26 protein-coding genes and 1 pseudogene are annotated in these 23553 nt (G+C 63.4%); 6 read left to right on the forward strand and 21 right to left on the reverse strand.

What is annotated here, in order from left to right:
- Positions 1-17: 17 nt before the first annotated feature.
- Together AB3X86_RS17585 and AB3X86_RS17590 are read left to right on the forward strand one after the other, a co-directional pair.
- Positions 18-884, forward strand: coding sequence for an ABC transporter permease (locus tag AB3X86_RS17585; protein ID WP_368596942.1), 867 nt, complete (start codon positions 18-20; stop codon positions 882-884).
- Complete coding sequence (locus tag AB3X86_RS17590) at positions 881-1618, forward strand: ABC transporter ATP-binding protein (RefSeq protein ID WP_368596943.1); 738 nt, start codon at positions 881-883, stop codon at positions 1616-1618. The genes AB3X86_RS17585 and AB3X86_RS17590 overlap by 4 nt, the downstream gene beginning before the upstream one ends.
- A 20-nt stretch (positions 1619-1638) precedes the next feature.
- On the opposite strand, the gene AB3X86_RS17595 is transcribed toward AB3X86_RS17590, so the two are convergent.
- The 9 genes and pseudogenes from AB3X86_RS17595 to AB3X86_RS17635 all read right to left on the reverse strand — a co-directional run bounded on the left by AB3X86_RS17595 (position 1639) and on the right by AB3X86_RS17635 (position 7124).
- The gene (locus tag AB3X86_RS17595) at positions 1639-2079 is read right to left on the reverse strand and encodes a zinc-finger-containing protein (protein WP_176107534.1); all 441 of its coding nucleotides are present in this window, start codon (positions 2077-2079) and stop codon (positions 1639-1641) included.
- Positions 2080-2187: 108 nt separating this feature from the next.
- Positions 2188-2865: a DJ-1/PfpI family protein gene (locus AB3X86_RS17600; RefSeq protein ID WP_368596944.1), complete on the reverse strand. Its 678-nt coding sequence runs from the start codon at positions 2863-2865 to the stop codon at positions 2188-2190.
- 429 nt (positions 2866-3294) lie between these two features.
- Complete coding sequence (locus AB3X86_RS17605; RefSeq protein WP_368596945.1) at positions 3295-3882, reverse strand: hypothetical protein; 588 nt, start codon at positions 3880-3882, stop codon at positions 3295-3297.
- Between the two features lie 190 nt (positions 3883-4072).
- Positions 4073-4305, reverse strand: a pseudogene (locus tag AB3X86_RS17610) (hypothetical protein); the annotation flags it as partial.
- 74 nt (positions 4306-4379) lie between these two features.
- Positions 4380-4631, reverse strand: a complete 252-nt coding sequence (locus AB3X86_RS17615) for a hypothetical protein (RefSeq protein ID WP_368596946.1) — start codon at positions 4629-4631, stop codon at positions 4380-4382.
- 830 nt (positions 4632-5461) lie between these two features.
- On the reverse strand, positions 5462-5932 hold the full coding sequence (locus tag AB3X86_RS17620; RefSeq protein WP_368596947.1) for a hypothetical protein: 471 nt from the start codon (positions 5930-5932) through the stop codon (positions 5462-5464).
- Positions 5933-5936: 4 nt separating this feature from the next.
- Entirely contained in the window at positions 5937-6359 is a 423-nt protein-coding gene (locus tag AB3X86_RS17625; RefSeq protein WP_368596994.1) for a M35 family metallo-endopeptidase, read from the reverse strand.
- On the reverse strand, positions 6299-6700 hold the full coding sequence (locus tag AB3X86_RS17630; protein ID WP_368596948.1) for a hypothetical protein: 402 nt from the start codon (positions 6698-6700) through the stop codon (positions 6299-6301). The genes AB3X86_RS17625 and AB3X86_RS17630 overlap by 61 nt, the downstream gene beginning before the upstream one ends.
- Positions 6687-7124, reverse strand: a complete 438-nt coding sequence (locus tag AB3X86_RS17635) for a hypothetical protein (RefSeq protein ID WP_368596949.1) — start codon at positions 7122-7124, stop codon at positions 6687-6689. The genes AB3X86_RS17630 and AB3X86_RS17635 overlap by 14 nt, the downstream gene beginning before the upstream one ends.
- 645 nt (positions 7125-7769) lie before the next feature.
- On the opposite strand from AB3X86_RS17635, the gene AB3X86_RS17640 reads away from it, so the two are divergent.
- A complete protein-coding gene (locus AB3X86_RS17640) occupies positions 7770-8744 on the forward strand; it encodes a GlxA family transcriptional regulator (protein ID WP_368596950.1) in 975 nt (324 codons plus the stop codon).
- A gap of 32 nt (positions 8745-8776) precedes the next feature.
- On the opposite strand, the gene AB3X86_RS17645 is transcribed toward AB3X86_RS17640, so the two are convergent.
- The 12 genes from AB3X86_RS17645 to AB3X86_RS17700 all read right to left on the reverse strand — a co-directional run bounded on the left by AB3X86_RS17645 (position 8777) and on the right by AB3X86_RS17700 (position 20409).
- The gene (locus tag AB3X86_RS17645; RefSeq protein ID WP_368596951.1) at positions 8777-9307 is read right to left on the reverse strand and encodes a hypothetical protein; all 531 of its coding nucleotides are present in this window, start codon (positions 9305-9307) and stop codon (positions 8777-8779) included.
- 322 nt (positions 9308-9629) lie between these two features.
- Positions 9630-10625 carry an MxaL protein gene (locus tag AB3X86_RS17650; protein WP_368596952.1) on the reverse strand — a complete coding sequence of 332 codons (996 nt, stop codon included), beginning with the start codon at positions 10623-10625 and terminating at the stop codon, positions 9630-9632.
- The gene (locus AB3X86_RS17655) at positions 10622-11167 is read right to left on the reverse strand and encodes a tetratricopeptide repeat protein (protein ID WP_368596953.1); all 546 of its coding nucleotides are present in this window, start codon (positions 11165-11167) and stop codon (positions 10622-10624) included. Before AB3X86_RS17655 ends, AB3X86_RS17650 begins: the two co-directional genes overlap by 4 nt.
- Entirely contained in the window at positions 11164-12150 is a 987-nt protein-coding gene (locus AB3X86_RS17660; RefSeq protein ID WP_176379688.1) for a vWA domain-containing protein, read from the reverse strand. The genes AB3X86_RS17655 and AB3X86_RS17660 overlap by 4 nt, the downstream gene beginning before the upstream one ends.
- Positions 12147-13073, reverse strand: a complete 927-nt coding sequence (locus AB3X86_RS17665) for a calcium incorporation protein MxaA (RefSeq protein ID WP_368596954.1) — start codon at positions 13071-13073, stop codon at positions 12147-12149. The genes AB3X86_RS17660 and AB3X86_RS17665 overlap by 4 nt, the downstream gene beginning before the upstream one ends.
- A complete protein-coding gene (locus AB3X86_RS17670; RefSeq protein ID WP_368596955.1) occupies positions 13070-13969 on the reverse strand; it encodes a DUF58 domain-containing protein in 900 nt (299 codons plus the stop codon). The genes AB3X86_RS17665 and AB3X86_RS17670 overlap by 4 nt, the downstream gene beginning before the upstream one ends.
- Positions 13970-13988: 19 nt before the next feature.
- Positions 13989-15011: an AAA family ATPase gene (locus tag AB3X86_RS17675; RefSeq protein ID WP_368596956.1), complete on the reverse strand. Its 1023-nt coding sequence runs from the start codon at positions 15009-15011 to the stop codon at positions 13989-13991.
- Between the two features lie 265 nt (positions 15012-15276).
- Positions 15277-16281, reverse strand: a complete 1005-nt coding sequence (locus tag AB3X86_RS17680) for a LysR family transcriptional regulator (protein WP_368596957.1) — start codon at positions 16279-16281, stop codon at positions 15277-15279.
- A gap of 7 nt (positions 16282-16288) precedes the next feature.
- Positions 16289-17065, reverse strand: coding sequence for a hypothetical protein (locus AB3X86_RS17685; RefSeq protein ID WP_368596958.1), 777 nt, complete (start codon positions 17063-17065; stop codon positions 16289-16291).
- Positions 17062-17973 carry a substrate-binding domain-containing protein gene (locus AB3X86_RS17690; protein ID WP_368596959.1) on the reverse strand — a complete coding sequence of 304 codons (912 nt, stop codon included), beginning with the start codon at positions 17971-17973 and terminating at the stop codon, positions 17062-17064. Before AB3X86_RS17690 ends, AB3X86_RS17685 begins: the two co-directional genes overlap by 4 nt.
- Positions 17974-18004: 31 nt before the next feature.
- Positions 18005-18424 carry a c-type cytochrome gene (locus tag AB3X86_RS17695; protein WP_013091077.1) on the reverse strand — a complete coding sequence of 140 codons (420 nt, stop codon included), beginning with the start codon at positions 18422-18424 and terminating at the stop codon, positions 18005-18007.
- A 167-nt stretch (positions 18425-18591) separates the two neighbouring features.
- Positions 18592-20409, reverse strand: coding sequence for a methanol/ethanol family PQQ-dependent dehydrogenase (locus AB3X86_RS17700; protein WP_176107519.1), 1818 nt, complete (start codon positions 20407-20409; stop codon positions 18592-18594).
- Positions 20410-20826: 417 nt separating this feature from the next.
- On the opposite strand from AB3X86_RS17700, the gene AB3X86_RS17705 reads away from it, so the two are divergent.
- The 3 genes from AB3X86_RS17705 to AB3X86_RS17715 all read left to right on the forward strand — a co-directional run bounded on the left by AB3X86_RS17705 (position 20827) and on the right by AB3X86_RS17715 (position 23543).
- On the forward strand, positions 20827-21225 hold the full coding sequence (locus AB3X86_RS17705; RefSeq protein WP_176107517.1) for a 4a-hydroxytetrahydrobiopterin dehydratase: 399 nt from the start codon (positions 20827-20829) through the stop codon (positions 21223-21225).
- Positions 21226-21508: 283 nt separating this feature from the next.
- Entirely contained in the window at positions 21509-22534 is a 1026-nt protein-coding gene (locus AB3X86_RS17710) for a beta-ribofuranosylaminobenzene 5'-phosphate synthase family protein (protein WP_368596960.1), read from the forward strand.
- 82 nt (positions 22535-22616) lie between these two features.
- The gene (locus AB3X86_RS17715) at positions 22617-23543 is read left to right on the forward strand and encodes an NAD(P)-dependent methylenetetrahydromethanopterin dehydrogenase (protein ID WP_368596961.1); all 927 of its coding nucleotides are present in this window, start codon (positions 22617-22619) and stop codon (positions 23541-23543) included.
- Positions 23544-23553: the final 10 nt, after the last annotated feature.

Here is a 23553-nt window from a genome sequence, read left to right on the forward strand (position 1 = left end):
CAGACCCGAGCCTGCCGATGAGCACCGCGAAGAACTTTTTCACGCTCGCACGGAGGGATTCGTCCTGTCCGTCGTGTAGCGAACTCGCGCAACCGCCGCGCGCGATCGACCCGCTACGACTGTGGCGCTATGCCGGTCTCGCGCTGCCGGTCGTGTTCCTGGCTGTCATCGAGCTGCTGGTGCGCGCGTCGATCCTGCCGATGCATCTGGTCCCCGCGCCCAGCGCGATTGCGCAGACGCTATGGGATCTCGGCGCGGCGCGGCTCGCGCGCCATATCGGCGCGAGCGTGATCCGCGTGTACGGCGGCTTTGCGATCGGCGCCGTGCTCGCGCTGCTGATCGGCGCGGCGATGGGCCTCAGCCGGCGCGTCGATGCCTTGCTCGACCCCGCGTTTCAGGCCTTGCGCGCGATTCCGTCGCTTGCGTGGGTGCCGATCCTGCTGCTATGGATGGGCATCGACGAAGCGCCGAAGATCACGCTGATCGCGATCGGCGCGTTTTTCCCAGTGCAGTTGAGCGTGGTGGCGGGCATTCGCGGCGTCGAACGGAAGCTGATCGAATTCGGCGAGTTGAACCGGCTGAGCCGGCGCGCGCTGTTCACGCGCATACTGCTGCCCGCGTCGATGCCGCAGATTTTCACCGGACTGCGCACGGGGCTCAGCCTCGCGTGGATGTTCATGGTGGCCGCCGAACTGATCGCGGCGACGCGCGGGCTCGGCTATCTGCTCAGCGATGGCCGCGAAACCGGCCGCCCGGATCTGGTGTTCGGCGCGATCCTGTTGCTCGCGCTGCTCGGCAAACTGAGCGACGGCATGCTGAAAGCGATCGAGGTACGCGCGCTGTCGTGGCGCGATGCGCACCGGGTGTCGGAGGCCGCGCGATGAATCGGGCACCTGCTTCGTTACTCGAAGTACGTGGACTGACGCGGCGCTTTGGCGAGCGCAATGTGTTCGAGAAGGTATCGTTCGCGCTGTCGCGCGGCGAGATCGTCAGTCTGGTCGGTCCTAGCGGCTGCGGTAAAAGCACACTGCTGCGCGCGGTGGCGGGACTCGATCGCGCAGCCACGGGTGCCGTGCTGATCGACGGCGTGCCCTTGCTCGCGCCGTCGCCGCGCGTCGGCATGATCTTTCAGGAACCGCGCCTGCTGCCGTGGCTCAGCGTGGCCGACAACATCGCGTTTGCCGCGGGGCCGCACGCGGGAGACGATCCGCGCGTCGATGCGCTGCTCGCCGAGGTCGGTCTCGCTGGCGTGCGCGACGCGCTGCCCAAGCAACTATCCGGCGGCATGGCGCAGCGCGTCGCGCTCGCGCGAGGTCTGTTCAACGAGCCGGAACTGCTGCTGCTCGATGAACCGTTCAGCGCCGTCGATGCGATCACGCGCGCGCGACTGCAGCAGTTGCTGCTGGCGTTGAAACACGCGCGCGGCACAACGGTGCTGCTCGTCACGCACGATCTCGACGAAGCACTGAGTCTGTCCGATCGCGTGCTGCTGTTGTCCCCGGCGGGCGTTGGCAGCCCGAGCCGCATCGCGCGCGAACTGCCGATTGCGCTACAGCGGCCGAGGAATCCGCGCGATGCGTCGTTGAATGCGCTGCGCGAGGTTTTGCTGGAGATGTAGCGGGGCTGCGGAAAATCGCGCTATCTGGTACGCCGGGCTTCGACAAAAGCCTCGACATAATGCAGCGCCTGTTCGCACTGCTCGGGCGTGAACGCGTGGATGCTCGCAGGAACCGGATCGAAGCCAAGCTCGGTCGCGACCCACCGGATCGCTTTCGCGCGGGCTTCGAATGCGTTCACGCCATCGCGGCGCACCTTCGCGGCGACGAGCGGTTCGAGCGCGTCGTGCAGCTTGCTCTTCGACTCGCGCAACGTCGCGTCGGCGAGGCGGCCGAGCGGCAGGTTGTGTTTGCTGCGCGAATACACGCCGATCCACGCCTGACAGGCGGTGCAGATCCACAGCGGGCCTTGATCGCTGCGATACGGGTAGGACTCGTCGCCGTAACGCGCGAGCAAAGCGCGGTTGCCGCAGTAGTCGCATGACGGCTGCGGCAGTGCCTTGACGGGCTTGCCTACACGCATGGGGAGTGCCCCCGGGAGAATTCGCGGTACTTCATCGCATCGATCCGACTGGCGGAAAACGGGTGGAGCCTCACAGTTTAATGGAAGGCCCGCACCCGCAAGCAAGACCTAGCTTCTCTCTGCGATCTCCATCACGACGCGACGCCGCGCCGCCAGTCCTTCCGCCGACCTCTGCCGAACCAGCTCCACCACCGCTTGCGGCGCCATCGCCGGATCGCCCGCGTCGAACGGCGGCGCTGGCGCGTATTCGAGTTCGAGCTGGATCGCCTGCGCCTCTTCGACGCCCGCCAGTTCGGCAGCCACGGTCAGCCCGAAATCGATGCCCGCCGTCACGCCGCCGCCGGTAATCAGATTGCCGTCGCGGACCACACGCGCATGCGTCGGAATCGCGCCGAGCGGTTCCAGCAACGAGTGAAACGCCCAGTGAGTCGTCGCGCGCCGCCCGCGCAGCAGACCGGCCGCACCCAGCAGCAACGCGCCGGTGCAGACCGACGTCACATAGCGCGCGCTCGCGGCCTGCCGACGAACGAAGTCGATCGTCTGCTCGTCTTGCAACAGCGCGGTCACGCCGCTTCCGCCCGGCACACAGATCACGTCGAGCGGCGGGCAGTTTTCGAAGGTCACGCTCGGCGTCAGCACGAGGCCGTTGCTCGACACCACCGGCTCCCGCGTCTTCCAGAGCAGATGCATCGTGGCGCCCGGCACCGATGCGAGCACGTCATGCGGGCCGGTCAGATCGAGTTGCTGTACTTTCGGAAACACCAGAAAACCGATTTGGAGGCTCATGGGGATACCTTGTCGAAGGAGAAATCGAAACGCGCCATCTGTCATTTCTTCCAGCTGGACGGATCGATTCTATGCGCGTAGTGTTTGGCAAGACTGCCATTGTTCCCTTGATTTCTGCCACGTCTTGTCGCATGTTCAGCGCTCCGCGTTCTATCGTGCTGCTCGCCTGCCGAAAAGCAACGCATATATATATCTACGCTTGACTAGCTGGCCCCAGTAAGCCTCGATCCGTCCTGAGCGCCGCTTAACGGAAGCCTTTCCCATTTTCGACCGAAGCGATAAGGCTACGGATGCCCTTGCCGCAGCGCCTACGCCTTTTCGCAGAACGACGGTCGACACATGGAGCTAACGGCAGTCCTGATCCGTTAACCGGTGGCAGTCGCGGACAAAGGTTGCGACAAGGTTGCCGAGCATGGAAAGCATTTCGTGTCAGTCAAACGATTCCGGAGCGACTGTGCCACCTTTGATCACCAAGTGCGCTGCATCCACGCCGGGCGCGAAGAAACGCCAGTCTTCCTCGTCCACTCTCCCGTCTGGTATGACCGTAAGGCAAAAACCGCGCGACAGCGAGAGCTTCACGCCGCCGGCCTCGTCCGCTGTCACTGCCTCAACTGCTGCAAGGCCATTCGCAAGCAAGACCCCCTGGAGACGATGGGTGCTCGCGTGCGCTTTCTCATCCGGTCCGCGAAGATCATCCTCTGTTGCCACGACGCAGCCCACTTTCTCAAGTCGCCACACACATTGGATGTGGAGCGCCCACGCACCCACATATTTCACCGTCCCTTTAAAGTTAGTAACTTGCCGCAACGGACCAAAGCTCAGCGTCAGCATATCAGCGGCATGGTTCAATCCGCTCAGTTCCAAGCCTCGTAGCACTGACAGACGCCGCTCAATTTCGCTTCGAGTATCAATCATCGAATCATCCCTTCCTATGCGGCGTGCGTTACCACAGGTTGAACATGTCTTTTGCCCGCTCCATGATTTCATGGAAGCCGAGGCCTTGCCCTGAAATTTCATCGTGGAGCTGCCGGGATTGACCCGGAGTTAAGCGCAAGATTCTGGCGACATCATCGGTCTGTCAATTTTGCGCCTGATTGTTGCGTGGCGTTCCCTGGCTGCCCGCCAGTTCTACCACGTCACCATTTTTTGCATGCGGTGTGTACTCGAACGCTTGCGCATTATCCAGGTTTTGCGGCGGGGTTTGTGAGCGTCCGCGACATTCGCACGCCCATGCGTAACCAGGGCTTCGGCCATGGCGTAGCCGGATTTCATCTTACGAACCCTGTCAAACGGAAAGAACTCGCCGGTTTCGGCGTTCAGGGCCTGAGCGTGAGGCATCGGCGGGAAGTTTGAGTAGATCGAATAGGTGATACGGCAAAGGTCGCATTCTTCCTCGACTGTCCAATCCATCCCACTGCTTTGCTGATTCATTTTCTCCATTGGACTCCTCATGATTGTTCAGGAGACACGACACGCTGCCCAAATGAAAGCCCCGCCGAAGCGGAGGTAGTTCTCTACTTGATAATCTTTGTAGTCGGTGTCACGCGCGGATCGTCACATAGTCGTTCGCACCCGCCTTCACATATGGGGGCAAGCGTTACTGATATCTGATCGAGCGTCGCGTTGCCTTTGTCATCAATATCGGGCTCCTTGATGACTCTCGTATCAACCCAGATATTTCCTTCCTTTATGCCAAGTTGAACCAGATAGCTTTTAAGGATCGCTGCTCGCTTTTCTGCCATATCCTTCGGGCTGCTCTCCTTCACATACCCGCCCGCGTAGACAATTCCTCTAATTTCGACGTTCGGCCATCGCCTCGCAGCAAGCACCAAGTTCGCAATCTTAAGACGATCATATTTGAAATTTCCGTCGAATTGAGAGGCAAGCTACTTGTCATATCCTCTGAAATGGTGCAGGCATTTGCGCTACCTGCGGTGGAAACAAGGTAGAACGCCAGGAGATAGCAGACTCTCAGGAAGTGAAAATTCTTTAGCACAAAATGTTCTTAGTCCAATGGTGACACCGTACATATCATCGGTTGAATCGAACACATCAGTGAAATGGGTGGATTCGTGAATCAGCGTCAAGACTTGGCAACCGTGCCACAGTTGCGAACGTGACGAAGTGCAAAAATGTGGGTATATCGCAATGATGCGTCTTGCCGAGTCGGGCTTACAGACCGAAGCATCGGTTGCGCCGTTATCTGGAAAGATGGTGCAAGCGATGTTACGATCTTTTTGCTTGTCCCAGCGAATGATATTTTCTGGCTTTAAATTCTGCATAACTTGAAGAAGCCTTGGCAACCCTGCTTGCAATATGCCATACGTTCGCCGTCAACGACGATCCTCTAGTCGTAACTCCGCGAGCGCGCAGTCAGCCTCATCGAGCGACGTAACGCCGCCGTGGAAGTGCGGTCCCCATCCGCCACGAGTCGATCAAACATATTCACCTCCTATTCAATGGGCCACCTCAAGCCTTAACGCTTGGCTATGTCCAGCGCTTCGTCGTGCTGCTCGCCTTGACAAAAAACAACTGCGCGCGATCTGCTGCGCCGACGCGCCGAAGTTAAAACGCCCGCCGAAGCGGGGGCGAATTTCTATTTGACGGCCTTGCTCGTCGGCGTTATGCGCGGATCGTCGCATAGTCGTTCGCAGCCGCCCTTGCAAAGCGGCATGAGACCAACGCTTAGCTGTAGGTATCCATTGAATCCGCTGTTGTCTTGCGGATAGGGCGCCCCTTCCAGATGGGTGTCGACATATATATGTTGCGACTTCACTCCAAGTTGAATTAGAAATTCTTTTAGCTGTTGACCCCTCGACTTTGCTAATTCTTCTGCGTTCTTTTCGCCGACGTAAGCGTTTGTGACGATTTGAGCTTGAATTTCGACATCGGGCCACCGGCGCGCATTTGATACCAAGTCCACCATTTTAAGACGATAGGAATTAGGAATTCCTTGATAGTTAAGTGGAACACTTTCTGTCAAATCTTCCGAAATAGTACATGCAGCCGCCTGCTGAGAAGCTGCGAACCAAAAAGCCGAAAGGACGGCGAAAGCGAATTTCTTCATGGGATCACCAGATCTTCTTTTGATTGAACTCGATTTGCGTATCGAAGTGCGCGATGTAACATGCGATGCTATCTGCGTTCCTGCAAGCCCCCTCAGGATCGTTCTGAGCCCAGTAACCGACGCCCGGACCAAAACCATACATCACATCGTCTGAATCGAATGTATCGACATAGTGCGTGCACTCATCGATGATTACCTTTAATTGGCAATTTGTTGAGACTGCAACGGGTGGCAGCGTGCAAAAATGGGGATAAATTGCAATATATCGCCTTTTCGAATCGGGCTTGCATACAGCAGCATCGTTCGTGCCCCTATCGGGAACTATCGCACAGGAAAGCTGTACAACCTTCTGTTCGTCCCAACGAATTATTTTCTCAGGTTGCAGTTCTGCATCGCGGCTGCAAGCCTTGGCAGACCAATATTCAATCTATCGCGGATATATTGATCGCTCCGGCCAAACCAGAATTTTGCACGATCCTGTGCTGACATATCCCAACGTGCAACATCTGCAATGCGCTCATTTATGAGAGTTAACGCTGCATCTCGTAAGCGCATTATTAACCCTCTAAATTCTTTATTGCTCATATTTGGACAGATAGGCGTCGTATTGATTACGACATTGGATATTGACCCAGGAGTGATATTGGTAATGGCTGTGCCGACCTCCGTCCATTCTTCATTCTCGTCGGTCTTGAAGTATTGGCTATTCTTGGTCAGAAATTCATTTGTCATGTGTTCACCAGAGATAGAAGACTTATCTGAGTCCATTGCTATTGCCCGGCAACTCGATGGAAATCTGGTTTGCGTTATCTGTCGAAACACGCTGGGTCCGCCCTTGGGAATCGGTGATACCTTTCGCGATGCCCCTCGAACCGACGCGAATCCTGTAACGCACCCCCGCCTGTCGCTTGCCAGTGGAGTCTCTTAGCTCGAACTGCTCATTGAACCGTTTGGGGGCACGCCCGCGACAATTGCACGCCCATGCGTAACCCAGCGCTTCGGCCATCGCGTAGCCGGATTTCATCTTACTGACCCTGTCAAACGGAAAGAACTCGCCGGTTTCGGCGTTCAGGGCCTGAGCGTGCGGCATCGGCGGGAAGTTTGAGTAGATCGAATAGGTGATACGGCAAAGGTCGCCTTCTTCCTCGACTGTCCAATCCGTTCCACTGCTTTGCTGTTTCAGTAGCTCCATTACACTCCTCAAGAGTTTTCAGGCGATACCTCGGGAATTAACCATCGAAACGGACCACGGTCAACCGCGTTAATTCAGGATAAGCCCGTTTTGACAACTATTTACGATTGTTTCGGACATCTCGATTTCTATTGCATATTCCTGCTGGCGCGGGACAAAAAAAGGCGGCACTGAGCCGCCTTATCGTCAGGGATCGAAACTGGTTAGTGTTGCCTCCATGAAGCACCCATAGCCGCCAGTTTCGCGTTTGCGCCTTCCATAGCGTCAGCGAGAATCGCTGCCGCGTCTTCCGGTGACAGTTGGCGCTGGCGTAGCCCCTTGCGTCGAGCGCAAGCACCGCGAACAGTTCCTGATCGCAACGGTTACTAGACCTTGCGACTCCCGCCCCGTGGGTCGTTGTCGATTGCGATCAGACGCAGGACTTCCAGCGACATCGGCAAGCCAGTTGTCGAAGATTAACCGACCTGTACAACGCTGGTAATACCGTCTGATTAGATAAGTTAAAGTGCGAGGCCGGATAACTTATCGAAGAAGAAATCGAACTACGTCGTCTGCCATTTCTTCGAGCTGGACGGATCGATTCTATACGCGTAGTCTTTGGCAAGATTTCTTTTGTCCCCTTGGTTTCTGCCACCCCGTTCCCACATGTCCAGCGCTCCCCGCTCCATCGTGCTGCTCGCCTTCCCCAACATGCAACTGCTCGACATCAGCGGTCCGCTGCAGGTATTTGCGTCCGCCAATGAACTCGTCGCGCAGCGCGGGCTCGGCAAGCTCTACGCACCCCGCGTCGTGGCAGCCGAAGCCGGGCCCGTCACATCGTCGTCGGGACTCGCGGTGCTTGCCGCATCACTGCGCTCGCTGAAGACGCCGCTCGATACACTGATCGTCCCCGGCGGCCGGGGCGTTCGCGAGGCGTCGGCCGATCAACGCCTGATCCGCTGGACGCAGCGCCACGCGCCGCATTGCAGACGCGTCGCGTCGGTCTGCTCGGGCGCGTTCCTGCTCGCCGAGGCGGGCCTGCTCGACGGCCGGCGCGTCGCCACGCATTGGGCGCGTTGCGACGAACTCGCGCAGGCCTATCCGCAACTGCAAGTCGAAGCCGATCCGATCTTCATTCGCGACGGCGATATCTGGACCTCGGCGGGCGTCACCGCCGGCATCGACCTCGCGCTAGCGATGCTCGAAGACGATCACGGGCGCGCGTTGGCGCTCGACGTCGCGCGCGAACTCGTCGTGTTTCTGAAGCGCCCGGGTGGTCAGTCGCAATTCAGCGCGACGCTGTCGATGCAACATGCCGACGACCGTTTCGGCGAATTGCACGCATGGATGACGTCGCACCTTGCAGCCGACCTGTCAGTGCCCGCGCTCGCGCAACGGCTGCATATGAGCGAGCGCAGCTTCATGCGCCACTACAAGGCGCAAACGGGCCGCACGCCCGCGCGCGCGGTCGAGCAGCTACGCATCGAAGCGGCACAACGCTTGCTGAGCGAAATATCCTTGTCGATCAAACGGATCGCGGCGCGATGCGGATTCGGCAGCGAGGAAACGATGCGCTGCAGCTTCGTGCGTCAGCTGCGCGTGGCGCCGCAGGTGTATCGCGAGCGCTTTTCGTCGACGTGACATGCGCGGGCGGCGCAGCCGCTCGACATCACTCAGTAGCGGCGTTTGACGATCAGCGTCGCGCCCGTATCGTGAGAATGCAGAATCGCGACGCGCGCGGTGCCGGAGAACACCCAGTTGTCGACCGTCAAGGACAAGCGTCGCTGCGGTGACTGGCCAATCGACAACACTGAACTGTTCATCTGAACGATGGATATTTGCGGTGCGGTAGATGGACCCATACGTAGAGCATTCGAAGCACTCTGCGCGGCGGCATTCGCGCCCGGTTCGGACACCGGTGCGAACTCCGGTCCGGACGACACCAAAGCCTTCGCGGTGCCGAGCTGGGCATCGCGCGCAAGGTCCACGCTATAGTAATTTTCCATTTGCGCGTAGAACGGCTTGCCCCGATCCCCCTGATACTCCATCGCATAACGCTGCTGCTCGAAGTAGCGCCGAGGCTCGGGAATGGGCGGCACGACTTCGACGGGCGACGCGACGATGTTGGCGACCATCATCGCTTGCGGCACATCGCCGAAGGGGCCTCCCGCAAACGCGTAGCCGCTCATCAAGACGAGTACCACTCCGACAATCCTCTCGCTTTGGCACGTCATCGGCATGCCTCCATGAAGGAATTGAAACGTCACATGACACGGCGCGTCACTCGAACCGCGCGCCTCGCAGCGTCGCTTGCATTCAGACATTGTAGTCAGTGATTTGCGTACCGGTAGGTCAATGTGTGAGGTATCTCGCAAGTGTGGCGAAGACCGGCAAAAGCTTCTGGCCCAAGCGTCGCGAATCGAACGATCCCCGGCAACTCTTGCGAGGTTTCCCAGGCAACTGCGCGGTCAGATCGGATACCTGCATCTTCAACCGTTGCAGCGTCAACGGTCGCGCTCGCGGTAGTCAGTCGGCGCGTGTTGGCCGGCCATTGAATGCCGGCGCGATGCGCAAAGCGATCGTTTGAAAGCGCTTTCGCCAGGCGCGCGGCCATGCGAGAACGGCGTCGGGCATGAAGCGCGCGACGAGCAGCAGCAACGCGAGCAGCGCGGGACACCAGCGCAGATCGGTCGGCACGGGTTCGCGGCGGGCGAAGCGCGCTTCGAGCAGCGCATCGCCGAACGACGTCACGTTCAGCAGATGCCGGTAGTCGAGGCCGGTCTGCCGAGCCAGCGAAGCGAGGTACTCACCGCGCAATTCGGACAACTCCTCGTGCGATTGCGCCGCCACCCCGGAGCCGGGCGTGGGCGGCACCTGGATCACGTCGTCCGCCTGCCACACGCCGATCCGGTTGCCGTTCTCATCGGTCTTCGGAATGGCCGCGGGCTGGTCGCCGCCGACGCCGATCAGCCAGCCCCTGATCCGCGCCGCATTGATGCCTTCCATCAGCGGGCGTGACGCCAACAGCGGCGGCGCCTCCTGCCCATCGGTGACGAACGCGATGGCCGCGCCGCCGCCGACATCCTTCGCGACGCGCACGGCCGAATACACACCGCCTTCGGCAATGCGGCTCCAGTTGGTCCAGCGCATGCGCCCGTCGATGCCGTCGAGCGACACCAGCAGTGCGTCGTAGTTGCCGCAGACTTCGACCGGCGCCATCAGCAGCAACACCCGCTGCCCGGTGAACACGCTCCAGCCGACCTTCGAGCCGCACGGCAAACGCTCGAGCGCGTCGCGCATCGCGGCCTGCGCGAACTTGAGCCGGCTGACCGGGGCGCCGCCGAGCACCACATCCTCGACGTCCATGCTTTGGGTGATGTCGAAGGTGACGATGTAGCTAAACGTGTTGCGCGGCAATGTCACGTCCGGCATCGCGACCGCCGCGATCAACGCGACGAGCGCGAGCGGCGTCAACGCATGACGCCATTTTGCGAAGCCACGCTCGCGCCGAACGCCGCTCATGGCAGGTCCTGGCTGCGCGCGTCGCGCACTGTGACGTTGTGCTGCTCTTTCACATCGGGTCCGGCGAGCGCGGACGGCGTTTCCGGCGCGAGCCACAGCGCGCGCTCGAGGTTGTAGCGCGCGTCCCAATCGTCGGGCGCCGCGCGCAGCGCGAGCCGGTAGCGCGCCTTGGCCTCGCCGATCATCGCCAGAGACCTGACCGTCTGCGCGTCGTCGCCGCTGCCTTCGCGCAGGTATAGATTGCCGAGATCGAACAGCGCCGCGCGGCCGACTTCATCAGGCGGGCTGCCCTCGGCGAGCAGACCGTTATAGAGCCGCGCCGCCGCGTCGTAGGAGCCCGCTTTCGATAGCGCTATCGCCCGGGCCAGCTGAACCTCGCGCGCGTCGCCGCCGGCTTGCTGGTCACGCGCGGCGGCGTTCGTCGCGACGATGGCCTGATTGACCCGCTCCGCGTGCTGCAGACGAACGAAGCCATACCCGGCCCACGCGGCGCAACAGATCGCCACGGTGCCGAACAGCGTGTGGATCAGCGCGCGCTTCATGCCCAGCTCCTGACCTGCAACTGGTGCAACAGCACCAGCAGCGCCGCACAGAACAGCGCGAGCGCGAAACAGTACGGACTCAGATCCTGGCGAGGCAGATGTTCGACGAACGTCGTCGTTGCGTTCTGCTGCCGGTTGATCTCCGCGATCGCCGCCATCATCGCCTTCGGGTCTTCGGCCTGAAACAGCCTGTAAGGCGTCTTAAGCGTCAGAAAGAAGCGATGCAGCTGCGCTTCGGCCGAGCTTCCGCTGGCGGGCTGCGTCGCGTTCAGATCGGGACTGAAGACGCTGCTGCGCAGGTAGATGAAGTACAGCGCGATCCGGTTGCGTCGCAGTCCCTCCTCGATGCGCCGTCGCATCGTTTCGTCGAGCAACGCGCCGCCATCGGAGACGAGCACGATCGCGCGGCGGCCCGACGACAAGCGCTCGTCGAACTGCGCGATCGCCGCCAGCATGCCGCGATCGAGCTCGGTGTCCGGCATGCCGCGGCCAATCGCCGTGGCCGCGACCGCGGCCTCGATCACGCGATGGTTGTAGGTGAACGGCATCGCCAGCACCGGGTTGGTGCCGAACATCATGAACGCGAGGCGGTCGTTCGGCCGCTGCTCGACGAAGCGCGTCAGCGCCGCGCGCGCCACGTGGTTCTTGGAGTCGCCGCGCGGCGCCTCGACGCCCTTGCTGCCTATCGGCTCGTCCATGCTCTGGCTGCGGTCCATCAGAATCAGGATCTGTGCGCCGCTGCCGGTGCGCAGCACCTGCAACTGCGAGCGCCCCGGCCCCGCCAGCCCGACGACGATCGCCGCGATCGCCAGCGCCGCGCCGCCGCGGACGAGCCAGCCCGCCACGCGCCCGAGGTCGTCAGCGGGCAGCCATGCGACGCTCGAAAACACCAGCGTGTCGCTGCGCCGCCGCAGCAGCGGCAGCGCGGCGAGCGGCAGCAGCACCAGCATCCACGGAAGGGCGAAATCGAAGCTCATGGTCATCGCTGATGGCGCCTCTCCGCTCGATACAACGCACGGCACAGCGCGTGCAGCGAAAGCTCGCCGGCATTCTCGACGGCATGCGGCGCCGGCCCGAAAAAGCGCTCGGCCGAGGCCAGATAGAAACGTTCGAGCTGCGTGCGCAGCGGTTGCAGATACGGCGCACGCGCCAGCAACGCGGATAGCGAAGCCGCATGCACGACTTGGCCGGCGGTTTCGTTCAGCGCGCGATGCAGGCAGACCCACGCATCGTTCGACGAAGCGGCGGGCGCCTCCGGCAGCCGTTGCATCTGCCGCCACGCCCGCGCGAACGGCAGCCGCGCCGCCTCGCGCCGATTGCGCGCCCACCACCAGCTCGCCCACACGAGCAGCGTCGCGAGCAACAGGCCGAGCGCCCACGCGATCTGCCGGCGCCAGCCGGCCGTGCCCAGCATCGGCGCCTGCCGGTCGGGCCGCAGCGGCTGCAAGTCCCCGGCGGCGAACGCGGTTTGCGGCGTCAGCGGTCCGATGCTCGCCGGCCATTCGGCGACCTGCAACTGCGTGCCCGCCGCCGACGTCAGAGTCAACGCGGGCAACGTGATCTGCGTGAGCGTCTGCGGCGCATTGACGACCTGATAGCCGATCACCATCCACTTGCGGCCGTTCGCATCGGTTTCTAGCGTCACGGGCCGGCGTTCGAGCCACACGCCCGTGCGTCCGACCGAAGGCGGCGTGACTGCACCGAGGTCGCGACCGTTGGCCTCCAGCAGCACGCGCTGCGTCAGCACATCGCCGAGCACATAGCCGAACGCGCGCGGCTCCTGAACGAGCGCGGCCACCTCGGCGGCACTGGCCATCGCGCTGGCGCCGCCGCCGCATAGCGACGCGATCAGCACGCGCAGCGCCGCCCGACGCGCGCAGCCGCCGCGCACCCCGCGCGCGCTCATACCGTCAGCTCCAGAAAGTAGCGCGACATCGCTTCCGGATCGAACGCGCCCTCGACAAAGAACGGCTGGATGCCGCGTGCGCCGAACACTGCGGCGAGTTCGTCGCGACGTCGCGCGACGCCTTCGCGCCAGCGCTCGCGCACACCGCGCGAGAGCCACACGCGACGCTCCTCGCCGGACTCCGCATCGTTGACGGCCAGCAGCGACGCGTGCTGCGGCGGCGTGGTCTCGGCCGCGTCCCAAACGACCATCGGCACCACGCACGCATGCACCAGCATGTCGAGCACCGGCGACAGTCGCGCGAGCGGCCAGTGGAAATCGGACACCACGAACACCAGCGCCTGGCGTCCGGCGATACGGATCGCGCAACGCCGCAATCCTTCGACGGCCCCGCGTTCAGCGTGACGTTCGGCGTGACCATTCGCCTGACGATCAGCGATATCAGCGACGCCTTCGCGCAGCATGCTCGCGAGCAGCGAGCCGGTGCCCCGTCCGGTGCGCGCCGGCATGAACAGATCGTCGCGTTCGCCGCTATCGAAGGCCAGCATGCCGAGCCGGTCGCCGACCCGGAACGCGCTATGGCCGAGCGCTTCGACAAAATCAGCGACGACCTGCAGCTTCGTTTTATGGGTGCCGAATTGCATCGACGCCGACACGTCGACGATCACGAACACGGAAACCGCGACGCGCTGCAAATGCACGCGCACGAGCCAGTCGTCGCGCGCCGCGCGCAAGCTCGCGCGCAGATCGAGCCGGCGCGGGTCCGGATAGTCGAACAGCCGGCCGTGCATCGCGAACTGCTGGCCCGAGCCGAAACTCGAGCCCGGATGCGAGCCGGGCCGCGCACCGGCCGCGCGCATCGGCAGACGATAGTGGAATTCAGCGATGCCGTTCATCGTGTAAGCGCGCCGGCGTTCAGCGAGGCACGGCGACGTTCGCGACGATCCGCGCGATCAGCGCCTCGGCCAGCTCCTGGCGGCGCAGCTCGTAGATCGGCGTGAAGAACACGCGATGACCCAGCGCCGGCAGCAGCACCTCGTGGATGTCCTCCGGCAGCAGATGCGTGCGTCCCGCGAGCCACGCGACCACGCGCGCGGCCCGCACCAGTGCGCTCATGCCGCGCGGACTCGCGCCCGCGAGAATCAGCTGCTCCATGTCGACGCCGTCGAGCGCGATGCCGAAGCGCGCCGGCGATTCCGTCGCCTGCCAGATGTCGTGCACGTAGCGCTCGATCGTCTCGCTCGCCTGCACGCCCTGCTGGATCGCCGCGCCGATCCGGTTCAACTGTTCCCACGGCACGATCGACGGCGTCAGTTGCGCGAGCAGGCCGTCGACGTCATGGAACCTCGTGTCGAACACGAGGCTGCGCCGCGCCTCCTCGTCGGTCGGGGTCGGCATGTTCAGCTCGAACAGGAAACGGTCGCGCGCCGCCGACGCGAGCTCGAAGGTCTCTTCCTTCTCGACCTTGTTGCGGTCGGCGTACACGGTCATGTGCGGAAAGCGATGCTCGCGGCCGAACGCCCACACGGAACGCTCGGCCATCGCGCGCAGCAGCAGCGATTGCACCTGCGGGCGCGCGCGATTGATCTCGTTGAAGAAGAAGGTGGTCAGCTGCTCGCCGTGGCGCAGCAACGGGCCGGGCTCGATGCGCGGCTTGCCGTCGGCGTCGACATAGGTGTGATAGACGAGGTCGCCCGGCATCAGATCGATCGTGCCTTCGACGCGCTCGAAATCGCCGCCGACCACACGCGCGAACGCCCGCAACACGGTCGTCTTGCCGACCCCGACGCCGCCTTCGAGCAGCACGTGGCCGCGTGCGAACAGCGCGACGTTGATGAGCCTCAGCGTTTGCTGCTGACCGACGACGACTCTCGCCACTTCGTTTTCGATCTGCTGGGCGTGAGAACGCCAGTCCTGAAGCTGCTCGCCAGAAACCATCGCTGCGATCCCCTTCCGTGGTGGCTGGCGTTTATTTGCGCGACGCCCGAACGTCGACGCGCTTCAAGACTCGCCAGCCTTCCGTTCAAGCATGGTTTATGCCGATCCACGCGCGGGACGCAAGAGTTAAATCGAATGCGAAAAGTTGGCAGCCTGTCACGACAGACGGGTACAGACTGTGCCATCGATGCCGCCTATCACGCACCGTTAATCAGCAAGCCGACGAGCGCGCTCGCGCCGCACCGCACGCAACGCACGCATCGCGCTACCGCTGCGCCCCGACCTGCCGTTTCGCAAACACCCCCGCGAACTGCGCATATTCCTGCTCCAGATGCACCGCCGCATGTTCGAGCAGGAACTGCCGGAACATCACGCTGGTCGGCGAAAGCTGCTTGGTGCGCAGATGCACGATCTGCCACGTTCGTACGATCGGCGTGCCGTTCACGTCGAGCAGCGCGATCTCGCCGGTGCGCAACTCCAGCTGCAGCGTATGCAGCGAGATCAGGCTCACGCCCATGCCCGCCATCACCGCCTGCTTGATCGTTTCGTTGCTGCCGAGCGTGACGGTTTTCGCGGGAGTGAACAGATGCTGACGGAACATCGCCTCGGCGGCCATGCGCGTCCCTGAGCCCGGCTCGCGCAGCAAAAAGGTGTCGTTGCTCAACTCCTGCAGATCGAAGCGGCGCGCGCCGCACAGCGGATGTTGCACCGGCGCGATCACCACCTGAGGATGGCTCGCGAGCGGCTCGGCCGTCGTATCGAGTTCGGGCGGCGGGCGGCCCATGATCGCGAGATCGATCGCGTTGTCCTGCAACATGCGCAGCAGCGCGTCGCGATTGCCGACCGAGAAATGCACGTCGACCTTCGGGTACAGATGCGAGTACATCGCCAGCAGTTTCGGCGCGAAGTAGGTCGCCGAACTGACGATGCCGACGTTGATCGAGCCGCTGTCGGCCTGCTTCAGCGACATCATCGCGTCTTCGGTGTCCTTGATTTCGCCGAGAATGCGGCTCGCGTGACGGGTCAGCACCTCGCCCGCTTCGGTCAGCGTGAGCTTGCGCGCGACGCGCTCGAACAGCCGCAGGCCGACCGCCTCCTCGAGCTGATGAATCTGCATCGACACGGCCGGCTGCGTCAGATGCAGCTCCTCGGCCGCGCGCGCGAAACTCGTATAGCGGCTCGCGACGACGAAGATCTGCAACTGCCGCAGGGTCAGCGTGCGAACGAAGTTCAGCTTGACCCGGTTCGTCGCGAAGCCCGCGTTCTGCATGGAGGACTCAACGGCTCGCCCGCGGCGCATTCGACGGCTTGGCCGGCACCTTGCCCGATGGCAACTTGTTCAGTGCGGATTGAAAACTCAACGACTCCGAATGCGCCGGATGCGCAAAGTCGTTGTTGGGGCCCGGCACGTCGGTGCGAATCTGCAGGACCTGGCCCGGCACCCCGTCGGCGAGCACGAACGTGTAGCGCTTGCCCGTGTATTGCGCGAAGCGCGCCCCGTTCGGATCGTTCAGATAAGGCTGCACGACGATGCGCCGCGCGCTGACCGGCTTGCCGCCGAGCTCTCCCGGCACGCTCTCGATCTGCGGCCCCGCGGCGAGCGCGAGACGCAAACGCTGCTGGAAATAGCGGCGCTGCCCGCCGGTGAGACCCTGCATCTCCGCGATGTCGCGTTCGAGGAAATAAATGATCGCCGGATTGCACTGCAGGCCGCCGATCGGCAGGTTCACGCTGCCGGTATGGTCGGTCACCTGTGCGTCGCCCTTCGCGTTGTTCTCGCTGACCACCAGCACCTTGACGACATCGGTGCTGCGCGACGGCTGCTCGGAATCGATCAGCGCGTAGTCGAGCTCGGTCTGCGCGGCGACGCCGTGCAGATGATCGGTCAGAAAAATCAGCCGCTCCGCCGGCGTGATATCGTCGCCGCCCGGCGCCGACGCGGCGCTCGCCGGGCTTGCCGCACGGCTTGCGGCCGGCGCGAGGCACAGCACGCACAGCGTCCCCATCAGCGCAGCGCGTGCCGCGCGCAGCCAGGCGCCGCGCGCGCGCGTCATTGCGATGCGTCGCCGGGCTTGCCCGCCGGCGCGTCGACCGGTTTGAGCATCGGCACCTGGTAGGTCGCGAGGATGCTGTCGATCTTGTCGTGATTCGCGCCGATCCATTGATCCACCTTGTCCTTCCAGTCTTTCTCGCCGTAGCGCACACCCATCGAAATCGTGTAGTCGAAGCGGATGCCGGGCTGCGGCGGGAACGGCACGAGCCTGACCGAATCACCGGCGCGCTTGGCGAAGTAGCCGGCGATCGGCCCCCACAGGAACACCACGTCGACGTTGCCCTCGTGCAGATCGTGTTCGATCATCTGGCCAGGGTACACGCCCGGATCGCCGCTTTGCACCTGGTACGACACCGCCTGGTCGATCAGGTTGTGGGCGAGCAGCCAGTCCACCGCCGGAGTTTGCGAAAAGATCCCGAAACGCAGCTTGTGCAGCTGATCGGGCGGCAGTTTCAGCAGGTCGTCGGGCGTTTTGATGCTCGCGAATTCGGGGCGGTTCGGCAGCACCATCGCGTAGGTCGAGCGTAGATAGGGCTGCGTCGTCGACGTCATGTCATAGCCCTTCGGCACGCCGATGATCAGGTCGCAGCGATAGCGGTCGCTGCCCTCCGCCTTCTCGCGCAACGTGTGGCGCACGAAGCCCATGCGCTGCGGAAAATACGTGTATTCGAGTTTGTAGCCGAAGTCGCTCGCCATCTGGGCCGCGATGCGGTTCTCATAGCCCTCGCCCTTGTCGTTCGACAACGGCATGTTGTTCGGGTCCGCGCATACCCTGAGCACGCCGTCCGCGCCGTCGTTGTTCGGCAGCGCGGGGCCATCCGCCCGGACCGCGGCGCTCGCGAGCGCCGCCCCACATAACGCGGCCGCAATCACGCTGACATGCACGGACATGCTTCTCTTATCACGCATCGTGAGCCTCCGGAAGAATGACGGCGCGGCGTTAATTCGAGTCGATGGCATGCAGATCGCCCGGCTTGATCTGTCCATCGGAGCGTCCTTTCAGATACGCATAGAGATTTTCCCAGTTCTTCTGCATCATCTGGCTCGCGCTGAAATCGGGCATACCCTTATCTACCCGGCCGCCGAACACGGTGCGATGAAATTCGTTCTTGTCCAGCGTCTTGAACGCGTCGATCAGCGACGGCCCGACCATGCCCTGCTGCTGCGCGCCGTGACAGCGTTCGCAAGCGAGCGCGCGCCACGTCTTCCAGCCCTGCAGCGTATTACTGTCGACCTTGTTACCGTCGACTACCTTGTACGCGACCTGCGCAATCGAAGGATTGTTCTGCGCGTATCCGACGGGCAGCATGACGAGTGCTACGGGCAACGCGGTGAGCAACAGGATAGATCGGCCTTTCATGCACATGTCTCCATCTGGGAAAAAGCCGCGCCCCGATGCGTTTCAGCGACGCATCCGCCAACGGGCCCGATTTGGTGGGGGTAATTCAATGCTTTGCGCGAGGCTGCCGGGGCGGCCGTGCCTGTTCAAGCCGCCCCCTGGTTCAGCCTTTCATTTCAGCCGTTCGTTCAGCTCTTTTCGTTAGGAATAGCGAACACGAACAGCGTGCCGCCGAGCGCGGTGTACTTCGCGAGATCCTTATAGCCGCCGACCGCGCCCAGACCTTCGGTCGGCTTCTCGAGACCCGCCGCCATGCCAATGCCGGCCCAGCCGCCGATGCCTGAGTACACGCCGACGTACTGTTTGCCCTGATACTCATACGTGAAGACGTTGCCGATGATTCCCGACGGCGTCTTGAAGCGCCACAGTTCCTTGCCGTCCGAGATGCGAACCGCCTTCAGGTAGCCTTCCAGCGTGCCGTAGAACGCGATGCCGCCGCCGGTCGCCAGCACACCCGACCACACCGAGAACCGCTCCGGCTTCGAGTAGATGATCTTGCCCTTGCTCGCATCCCATGCGATGAAGTTGCCCATCGCGTTGCCCTCGTTCGGGCCCGGATACATCGACAGCGTGGCGCCGACATACGGCTGCCCCGACACGTAGTCGACATCGAACGGCTCATAATCCATACAGACGTGGTTGGTCGGCACGAGGAACAAACTCGTCTTCGGATCGAACGCCGCCGGTTGCTGATCCTTCGAACCGAGTGCCGCCGGGCAGATGCCCTTCACGTTGTGGTCGGACCCGGCCGCCTGCGTCGAGTACGCTGCGTTGCGAATCGGCAGGCCGCTTTGCAGATCGACACGATCGGCCCAGTTCACCGCCGGGTCGTACTTCTGCGCGACCAGCAGTTGTCCGGTTTCGCGGTTCAGCGTGTAGCCGAAGCCGTTACGGTCGAAGTGCACGATCGCGGGCACCTTCTTGCCGTTGATCGTCAGGTCGGACAGGATCATTTCGTTGACGCCGTCATAGTCCCATTCGTCGTGGGGCGTCATCTGGTAGACCCATTTGGCCGTGCCGGTATTCAGGTCGCGCGCGAAGATCGACATCGACCATTTGTTGTCGCCCGGACGTTGCGTCGGGTTCCATGTGCCCGGATTGCCGGTACCGTAGTAAACAAGGTTGAGTTTCGGGTCCCACGCATACCAGCCCCACGTGGTGCCGCCGCCGAGCTTCCACTGATCGCCCTTCCAGGACTTCACCGACGAATCCGCGCCCACCGGCACCATCTGGCCGTTCGAGTACGTCATCGTCTTTTCCGGGTCGAGCAGCATTTCGTTGTCGGGGCCCGTGCTGTACGCAGTCCAGACCGGTTTGCCGGTCTTGATGTCGTACGCGATCAGACGCCCGCGCACGCCGAACTCGCCGCCCGAAATGCCGGTCAGCACCTTGTCGCCGAATACGTGCGGCGCGTTGGTGTTGGTTTCACCAGCTTTCGGATTGCCGTTCTGCGCGGTCCACACCACCTCGCCCGTCTTTGCATTCAGCGCGACGAGCTTGGTGTCGGCCTGCTGCAGGAAGATCTTGCCGTCGCCATATGCGAGACCGCGATTGACGGTGTCGCAGCACATCACGGAGACGACCTGTTCATCCTGCTTCGGCTGATACTGCCAGAGGAACGTCTGATCCTTCAGGTTGACTGCAATAACTTTGTTCGGAAACGGGGAGTGGATATACATCGTGTCGCCGATCACGAGCGGCGCGCCTTCATGGCCGCGTAGCACGCCGGTCGACATGGTCCATGCGACCTGCAGTTTGCCGACGTTGTTCTCGTTGATCTGTTTGAGCGGGCTGTAGCGGTGATTCGCATAATCGCCCGCCTGGGCCGCCCAGTTGGAAGGGTTTTTCATCAGTCCGTCGAGCTGCGAATCGGCCTGCGCAGCCAGAGAGCTAAAGGCTGCGGATGCGAGGATCGCGAGCCCAAGAACTACAGTGCGTAAGTTCATGTCTCCTCCAGAATTGTCCTGCTGTTCAACTCACGAATGACCCACGCTACCTCATCGCATCGTGCGCGCCTTCTCGATTGCAGGTAACGATTAACGCGCTATCCCGATTCGATGCCGGGCTTCGCGACGCATGAACGGCCGACGCATATTCCATGCCGGAATAGCGGCAACGCTGCCGCTCTTGCGTGCGGCGGCCCGCCGACCCGGCACGCGCGACCTGTCGCGGCACTCGGACGTTGCACGCCGATGCTTGCACGGCGGTAAGCTGAAGGGGTTGCGTCACGCGATGCGGCACATACTGTGTCACTTGCGTGATACGAATCGTGTCCTTTGCGAATCATGCGCCGCAGCACGGGCCTGTCACTGCAACGAAGCTTCGTTCGGCGAACGATTCGCGCATTCGAGGAGCTAACCGCCATGGCAAACACCGAGCATGTCTATACCGACGAAGAGATCCAGCAACGCCTCGTCGGTCCGCTGCAGCACTGGTATCTGGAAGATGGCTGGCTGCGGCGCAAATACCGCACCGAGGGCTGGAAGGGAACGCTGATGGTGGTCAACGCCGTCGGGCACCTCGCGGAAGCCGCGTGGCATCACCCCGATCTGACGGTCTCGTATGCGTTCGTGATCGTGAAGCTCAAAACGCACACCGCCAAGGGCATCACCGACAAGGACTTCGCGCTCGCGACGAAGATCGAATCGGTGGTCCACTGGCAGCCCGGCCACGAGGAGGGCCCGTTAGAAGGCACGCCGTCCGACGATCAGCGCTTCCGCTATATCAAGTACGACGCGCCGAAAACCGCGCAAGGCAGTTGACGCGCGCGCCTGCCGCCGGATGAAACAGCGCGTGACACAGTGCGCCTTCGGCGTCACACAGCGTCCATGCAGCGGCGAAACCGGGTGGCGGGTGGCGCGCCCGTTCAGAGGTTCCCGTGGGCCGGATCCGCTGCGGTGGCCGTTGCGCGCGCCTGGTACGGCTTTCGCTTGACGTCGCCGAGCGCACTGTCGCTGGAACCCGCGACGCGATACGACGCGTTGCGCACACCCCGCGGCCGAACCCGGTTTCGCGCACTCGCAAGGACACCTGAGGACACTCGAGATGCCGCTTCAGCTCCGCCGCCTGCCGCCACGCGCCCCCATCACGATCGATGCGCCCGCCCGGCTGCATCTGGGCTTTCTCGATCCGAACGCGTCGCTCGGGCGCGCGTTCGGCAGCCTGGGGCTCGTCATCGATACGCACGGCACGCGGATCCAGGCGCGGCTCGCCGAGCGCGAGCAGATCGGCGGGGTGGCGAGCGAGGCCGAGCGCGAGCGGATCGCGCTGAGTCTCGCGCGGCTGCAGGCCGCCTACGGGCCGGCGATCCTCGCGATCGACGTGCTGGAGGCGCCACGCGCCCATACTGGCCTCGGTTCCGGCACCCAACTGGCGCTCGCCGTGGGCACCGCGTTCACGCGGCTCGTCGGCCAGCCGGCGACGAGCGCCGAGCTCGCCAGTCTGCTCGGGCGCGGCGCGCGCTCGGGCATCGGCATACTCGGCTTCGAGTGCGGCGGCCTGCTGCTCGATGGCGGCCCGCCCGGCGATCTGCGCCAGAGCATGCCGCCGCTGCTGTCGCGCCAGCCGTTTCCGCAGCCGTGGCGCGTGCTGCTCGTCAGCGACAACAGCCGCGAGGGCTTGCACGGCGCCGAGGAACGCAGCGCGCTCGCATCGCTCGCACCGTTTCCGCAGCGGCTCGCCGCGCATTTGTGCCATCTGGTGCTGATGCAGATCCTGCCCGGCGCCGCCGAACATAACTTCGCGCCGTTCGCGCACGGCCTCACCGAACTGCAGCAGACCATCGGCGAATACTTCGCGAGCGCGCAAGGCGGCGTGTTCGCCAGTCCTGACGTCGAGCGCGTGCTGCGCGCGGTCGCCGCCGAGCGCACCGCCGGCATCGGCCAGACCTCGTGGGGCCCGACGGGCTTCGCGGTGCTCGCGAACGCGCGCGAGGCCGAGCGCGCGCTCGCAACCGCGCGCGCCGTCGCGAGCGCGCTGCCGCATATCGAATGCAGCGTCGTCGCGGGCCGCAATAGCGGCGCGGCGATCAGCGGCGCCGAGGTGCGCGCGCCGCACATCGACGCCGCATGATGCGCGGCCCCGCTCAGGCCGCCGCTCGCCTGACGCGCCGCCACGCGCCTTCCCGAGACTGCCACTACAACGAGCCCCTGCCATGTCAGAAACCATTGAAAGGCCCTACATCCTGCACATGTTCACGGCCACGCCGCAGATGAGTCCGTTCGACGTCAATATGGCCGCCGACGCCGGCTACCAGGTCATCGTGCCGTATTGCAACGTCGAAGCCGGCATGGTCGCGAACCTGACGCAGGACGCGATCTTCTCGCGCGGCCCGAAGGGGGTGTCACGCACCGGCATCTTCATCGGCGGACGCGACGTGATGCAGGCCGTCGCCATGCTCGACGGCGCACGCCGCGCGATGGTCCCGCCGTTCGAGGTCTCCGTGTTCGCCGATCCGAGCGGTTCGTACACGACCGCGGCCGCGCTCGTCGCGCTGGTCGAGCGGCATCTGGGCAAGCAACACGGCATGGAACTCGGCGGCAAGCGCGTGCTGATTCTCGGCGGAGCCGGCGCGGTCGGGCGCATCGCGGCGGCGATCGCCGCGTCGCGCGGCGCCGACGTGACGATCGCGAGCCACACCGACCGCAGTCGCGCACTCGCCGCGTCGGCCGAACTAAACGAGCGCTTCGGCATCGTCACCAACGGCATCGGCACCACGACGTCCGACGAGCTGCGCGGCGCCCTCGCCGAAGCGGAAATCGCGATTGCCACTGCTGTCGCGGGCGTGCAGGTGGTCGGCCGCGACGACCTCGCGCATGCAAAACGCCTGCTCGTCGCCGCCGACGTCAACGCGGTGCCGCCCGAAGGCATCGCCGGCGTGAACGTGATGAACGATGGCAAACCGATCGACGGCGTGCCGAACGCGGGCGCGGTCGGCATCGGCGCGCTGGCGATCGGCAACGTCAAGTACCAGGTCGAGCATCGCCTGTTCATGCGCATGCGCACGGGCGGCAAGCCGGTGTACCTGGGCTTCCCGGAAGCCTACGACGAGGCCCGCGCGGTCGCGGCCGGTCTCGGCTGAGAGCGGCCGT

The organism is Paraburkholderia sp. BR14374 (assembly GCF_040948685.1).
Lineage (GTDB): Bacteria > Pseudomonadota > Gammaproteobacteria > Burkholderiales > Burkholderiaceae > Paraburkholderia > Paraburkholderia youngii.

Excerpts from the sequence above, each read along its gene's own strand:
- AB3X86_RS17585 (WP_368596942.1), top strand. The coding sequence starts at position 18 with ATGAGCACCGCGAAGAACTTTTTCACGCTCGCACGGAGGGATTCGTCC.
- AB3X86_RS17590 (WP_368596943.1), top strand. The coding sequence starts at position 881 with ATGAATCGGGCACCTGCTTCGTTACTCGAAGTACGTGGACTGACGCGG.
- AB3X86_RS17595 (WP_176107534.1), bottom strand. The coding sequence starts at position 2,079 with ATGCGTGTAGGCAAGCCCGTCAAGGCACTGCCGCAGCCGTCATGCGAC.
- AB3X86_RS17600 (WP_368596944.1), bottom strand. The coding sequence starts at position 2,865 with ATGAGCCTCCAAATCGGTTTTCTGGTGTTTCCGAAAGTACAGCAACTC.
- AB3X86_RS17605 (WP_368596945.1), bottom strand. The coding sequence starts at position 3,882 with ATGAAATTTCAGGGCAAGGCCTCGGCTTCCATGAAATCATGGAGCGGG.
- AB3X86_RS17620 (WP_368596947.1), bottom strand. The coding sequence starts at position 5,932 with ATGAAGAAATTCGCTTTCGCCGTCCTTTCGGCTTTTTGGTTCGCAGCT.
- AB3X86_RS17630 (WP_368596948.1), bottom strand. The coding sequence starts at position 6,700 with ATGGACTCAGATAAGTCTTCTATCTCTGGTGAACACATGACAAATGAA.
- AB3X86_RS17635 (WP_368596949.1), bottom strand. The coding sequence starts at position 7,124 with ATGGAGCTACTGAAACAGCAAAGCAGTGGAACGGATTGGACAGTCGAG.
- AB3X86_RS17640 (WP_368596950.1), top strand. The coding sequence starts at position 7,770 with ATGTCCAGCGCTCCCCGCTCCATCGTGCTGCTCGCCTTCCCCAACATG.
- AB3X86_RS17650 (WP_368596952.1), bottom strand. The coding sequence starts at position 10,625 with ATGAGCGGCGTTCGGCGCGAGCGTGGCTTCGCAAAATGGCGTCATGCG.
- AB3X86_RS17655 (WP_368596953.1), bottom strand. The coding sequence starts at position 11,167 with ATGAAGCGCGCGCTGATCCACACGCTGTTCGGCACCGTGGCGATCTGT.
- AB3X86_RS17660 (WP_176379688.1), bottom strand. The coding sequence starts at position 12,150 with ATGACCATGAGCTTCGATTTCGCCCTTCCGTGGATGCTGGTGCTGCTG.
- AB3X86_RS17665 (WP_368596954.1), bottom strand. The coding sequence starts at position 13,073 with ATGAGCGCGCGCGGGGTGCGCGGCGGCTGCGCGCGTCGGGCGGCGCTG.
- AB3X86_RS17670 (WP_368596955.1), bottom strand. The coding sequence starts at position 13,969 with ATGAACGGCATCGCTGAATTCCACTATCGTCTGCCGATGCGCGCGGCC.
- AB3X86_RS17675 (WP_368596956.1), bottom strand. The coding sequence starts at position 15,011 with ATGGTTTCTGGCGAGCAGCTTCAGGACTGGCGTTCTCACGCCCAGCAG.
- AB3X86_RS17680 (WP_368596957.1), bottom strand. The coding sequence starts at position 16,281 with ATGCAGAACGCGGGCTTCGCGACGAACCGGGTCAAGCTGAACTTCGTT.
- AB3X86_RS17685 (WP_368596958.1), bottom strand. The coding sequence starts at position 17,065 with ATGACGCGCGCGCGCGGCGCCTGGCTGCGCGCGGCACGCGCTGCGCTG.
- AB3X86_RS17690 (WP_368596959.1), bottom strand. The coding sequence starts at position 17,973 with ATGCGTGATAAGAGAAGCATGTCCGTGCATGTCAGCGTGATTGCGGCC.
- AB3X86_RS17695 (WP_013091077.1), bottom strand. The coding sequence starts at position 18,424 with ATGAAAGGCCGATCTATCCTGTTGCTCACCGCGTTGCCCGTAGCACTC.
- AB3X86_RS17700 (WP_176107519.1), bottom strand. The coding sequence starts at position 20,409 with ATGAACTTACGCACTGTAGTTCTTGGGCTCGCGATCCTCGCATCCGCA.
- AB3X86_RS17705 (WP_176107517.1), top strand. The coding sequence starts at position 20,827 with ATGGCAAACACCGAGCATGTCTATACCGACGAAGAGATCCAGCAACGC.
- AB3X86_RS17710 (WP_368596960.1), top strand. The coding sequence starts at position 21,509 with ATGCCGCTTCAGCTCCGCCGCCTGCCGCCACGCGCCCCCATCACGATC.
- AB3X86_RS17715 (WP_368596961.1), top strand. The coding sequence starts at position 22,617 with ATGTCAGAAACCATTGAAAGGCCCTACATCCTGCACATGTTCACGGCC.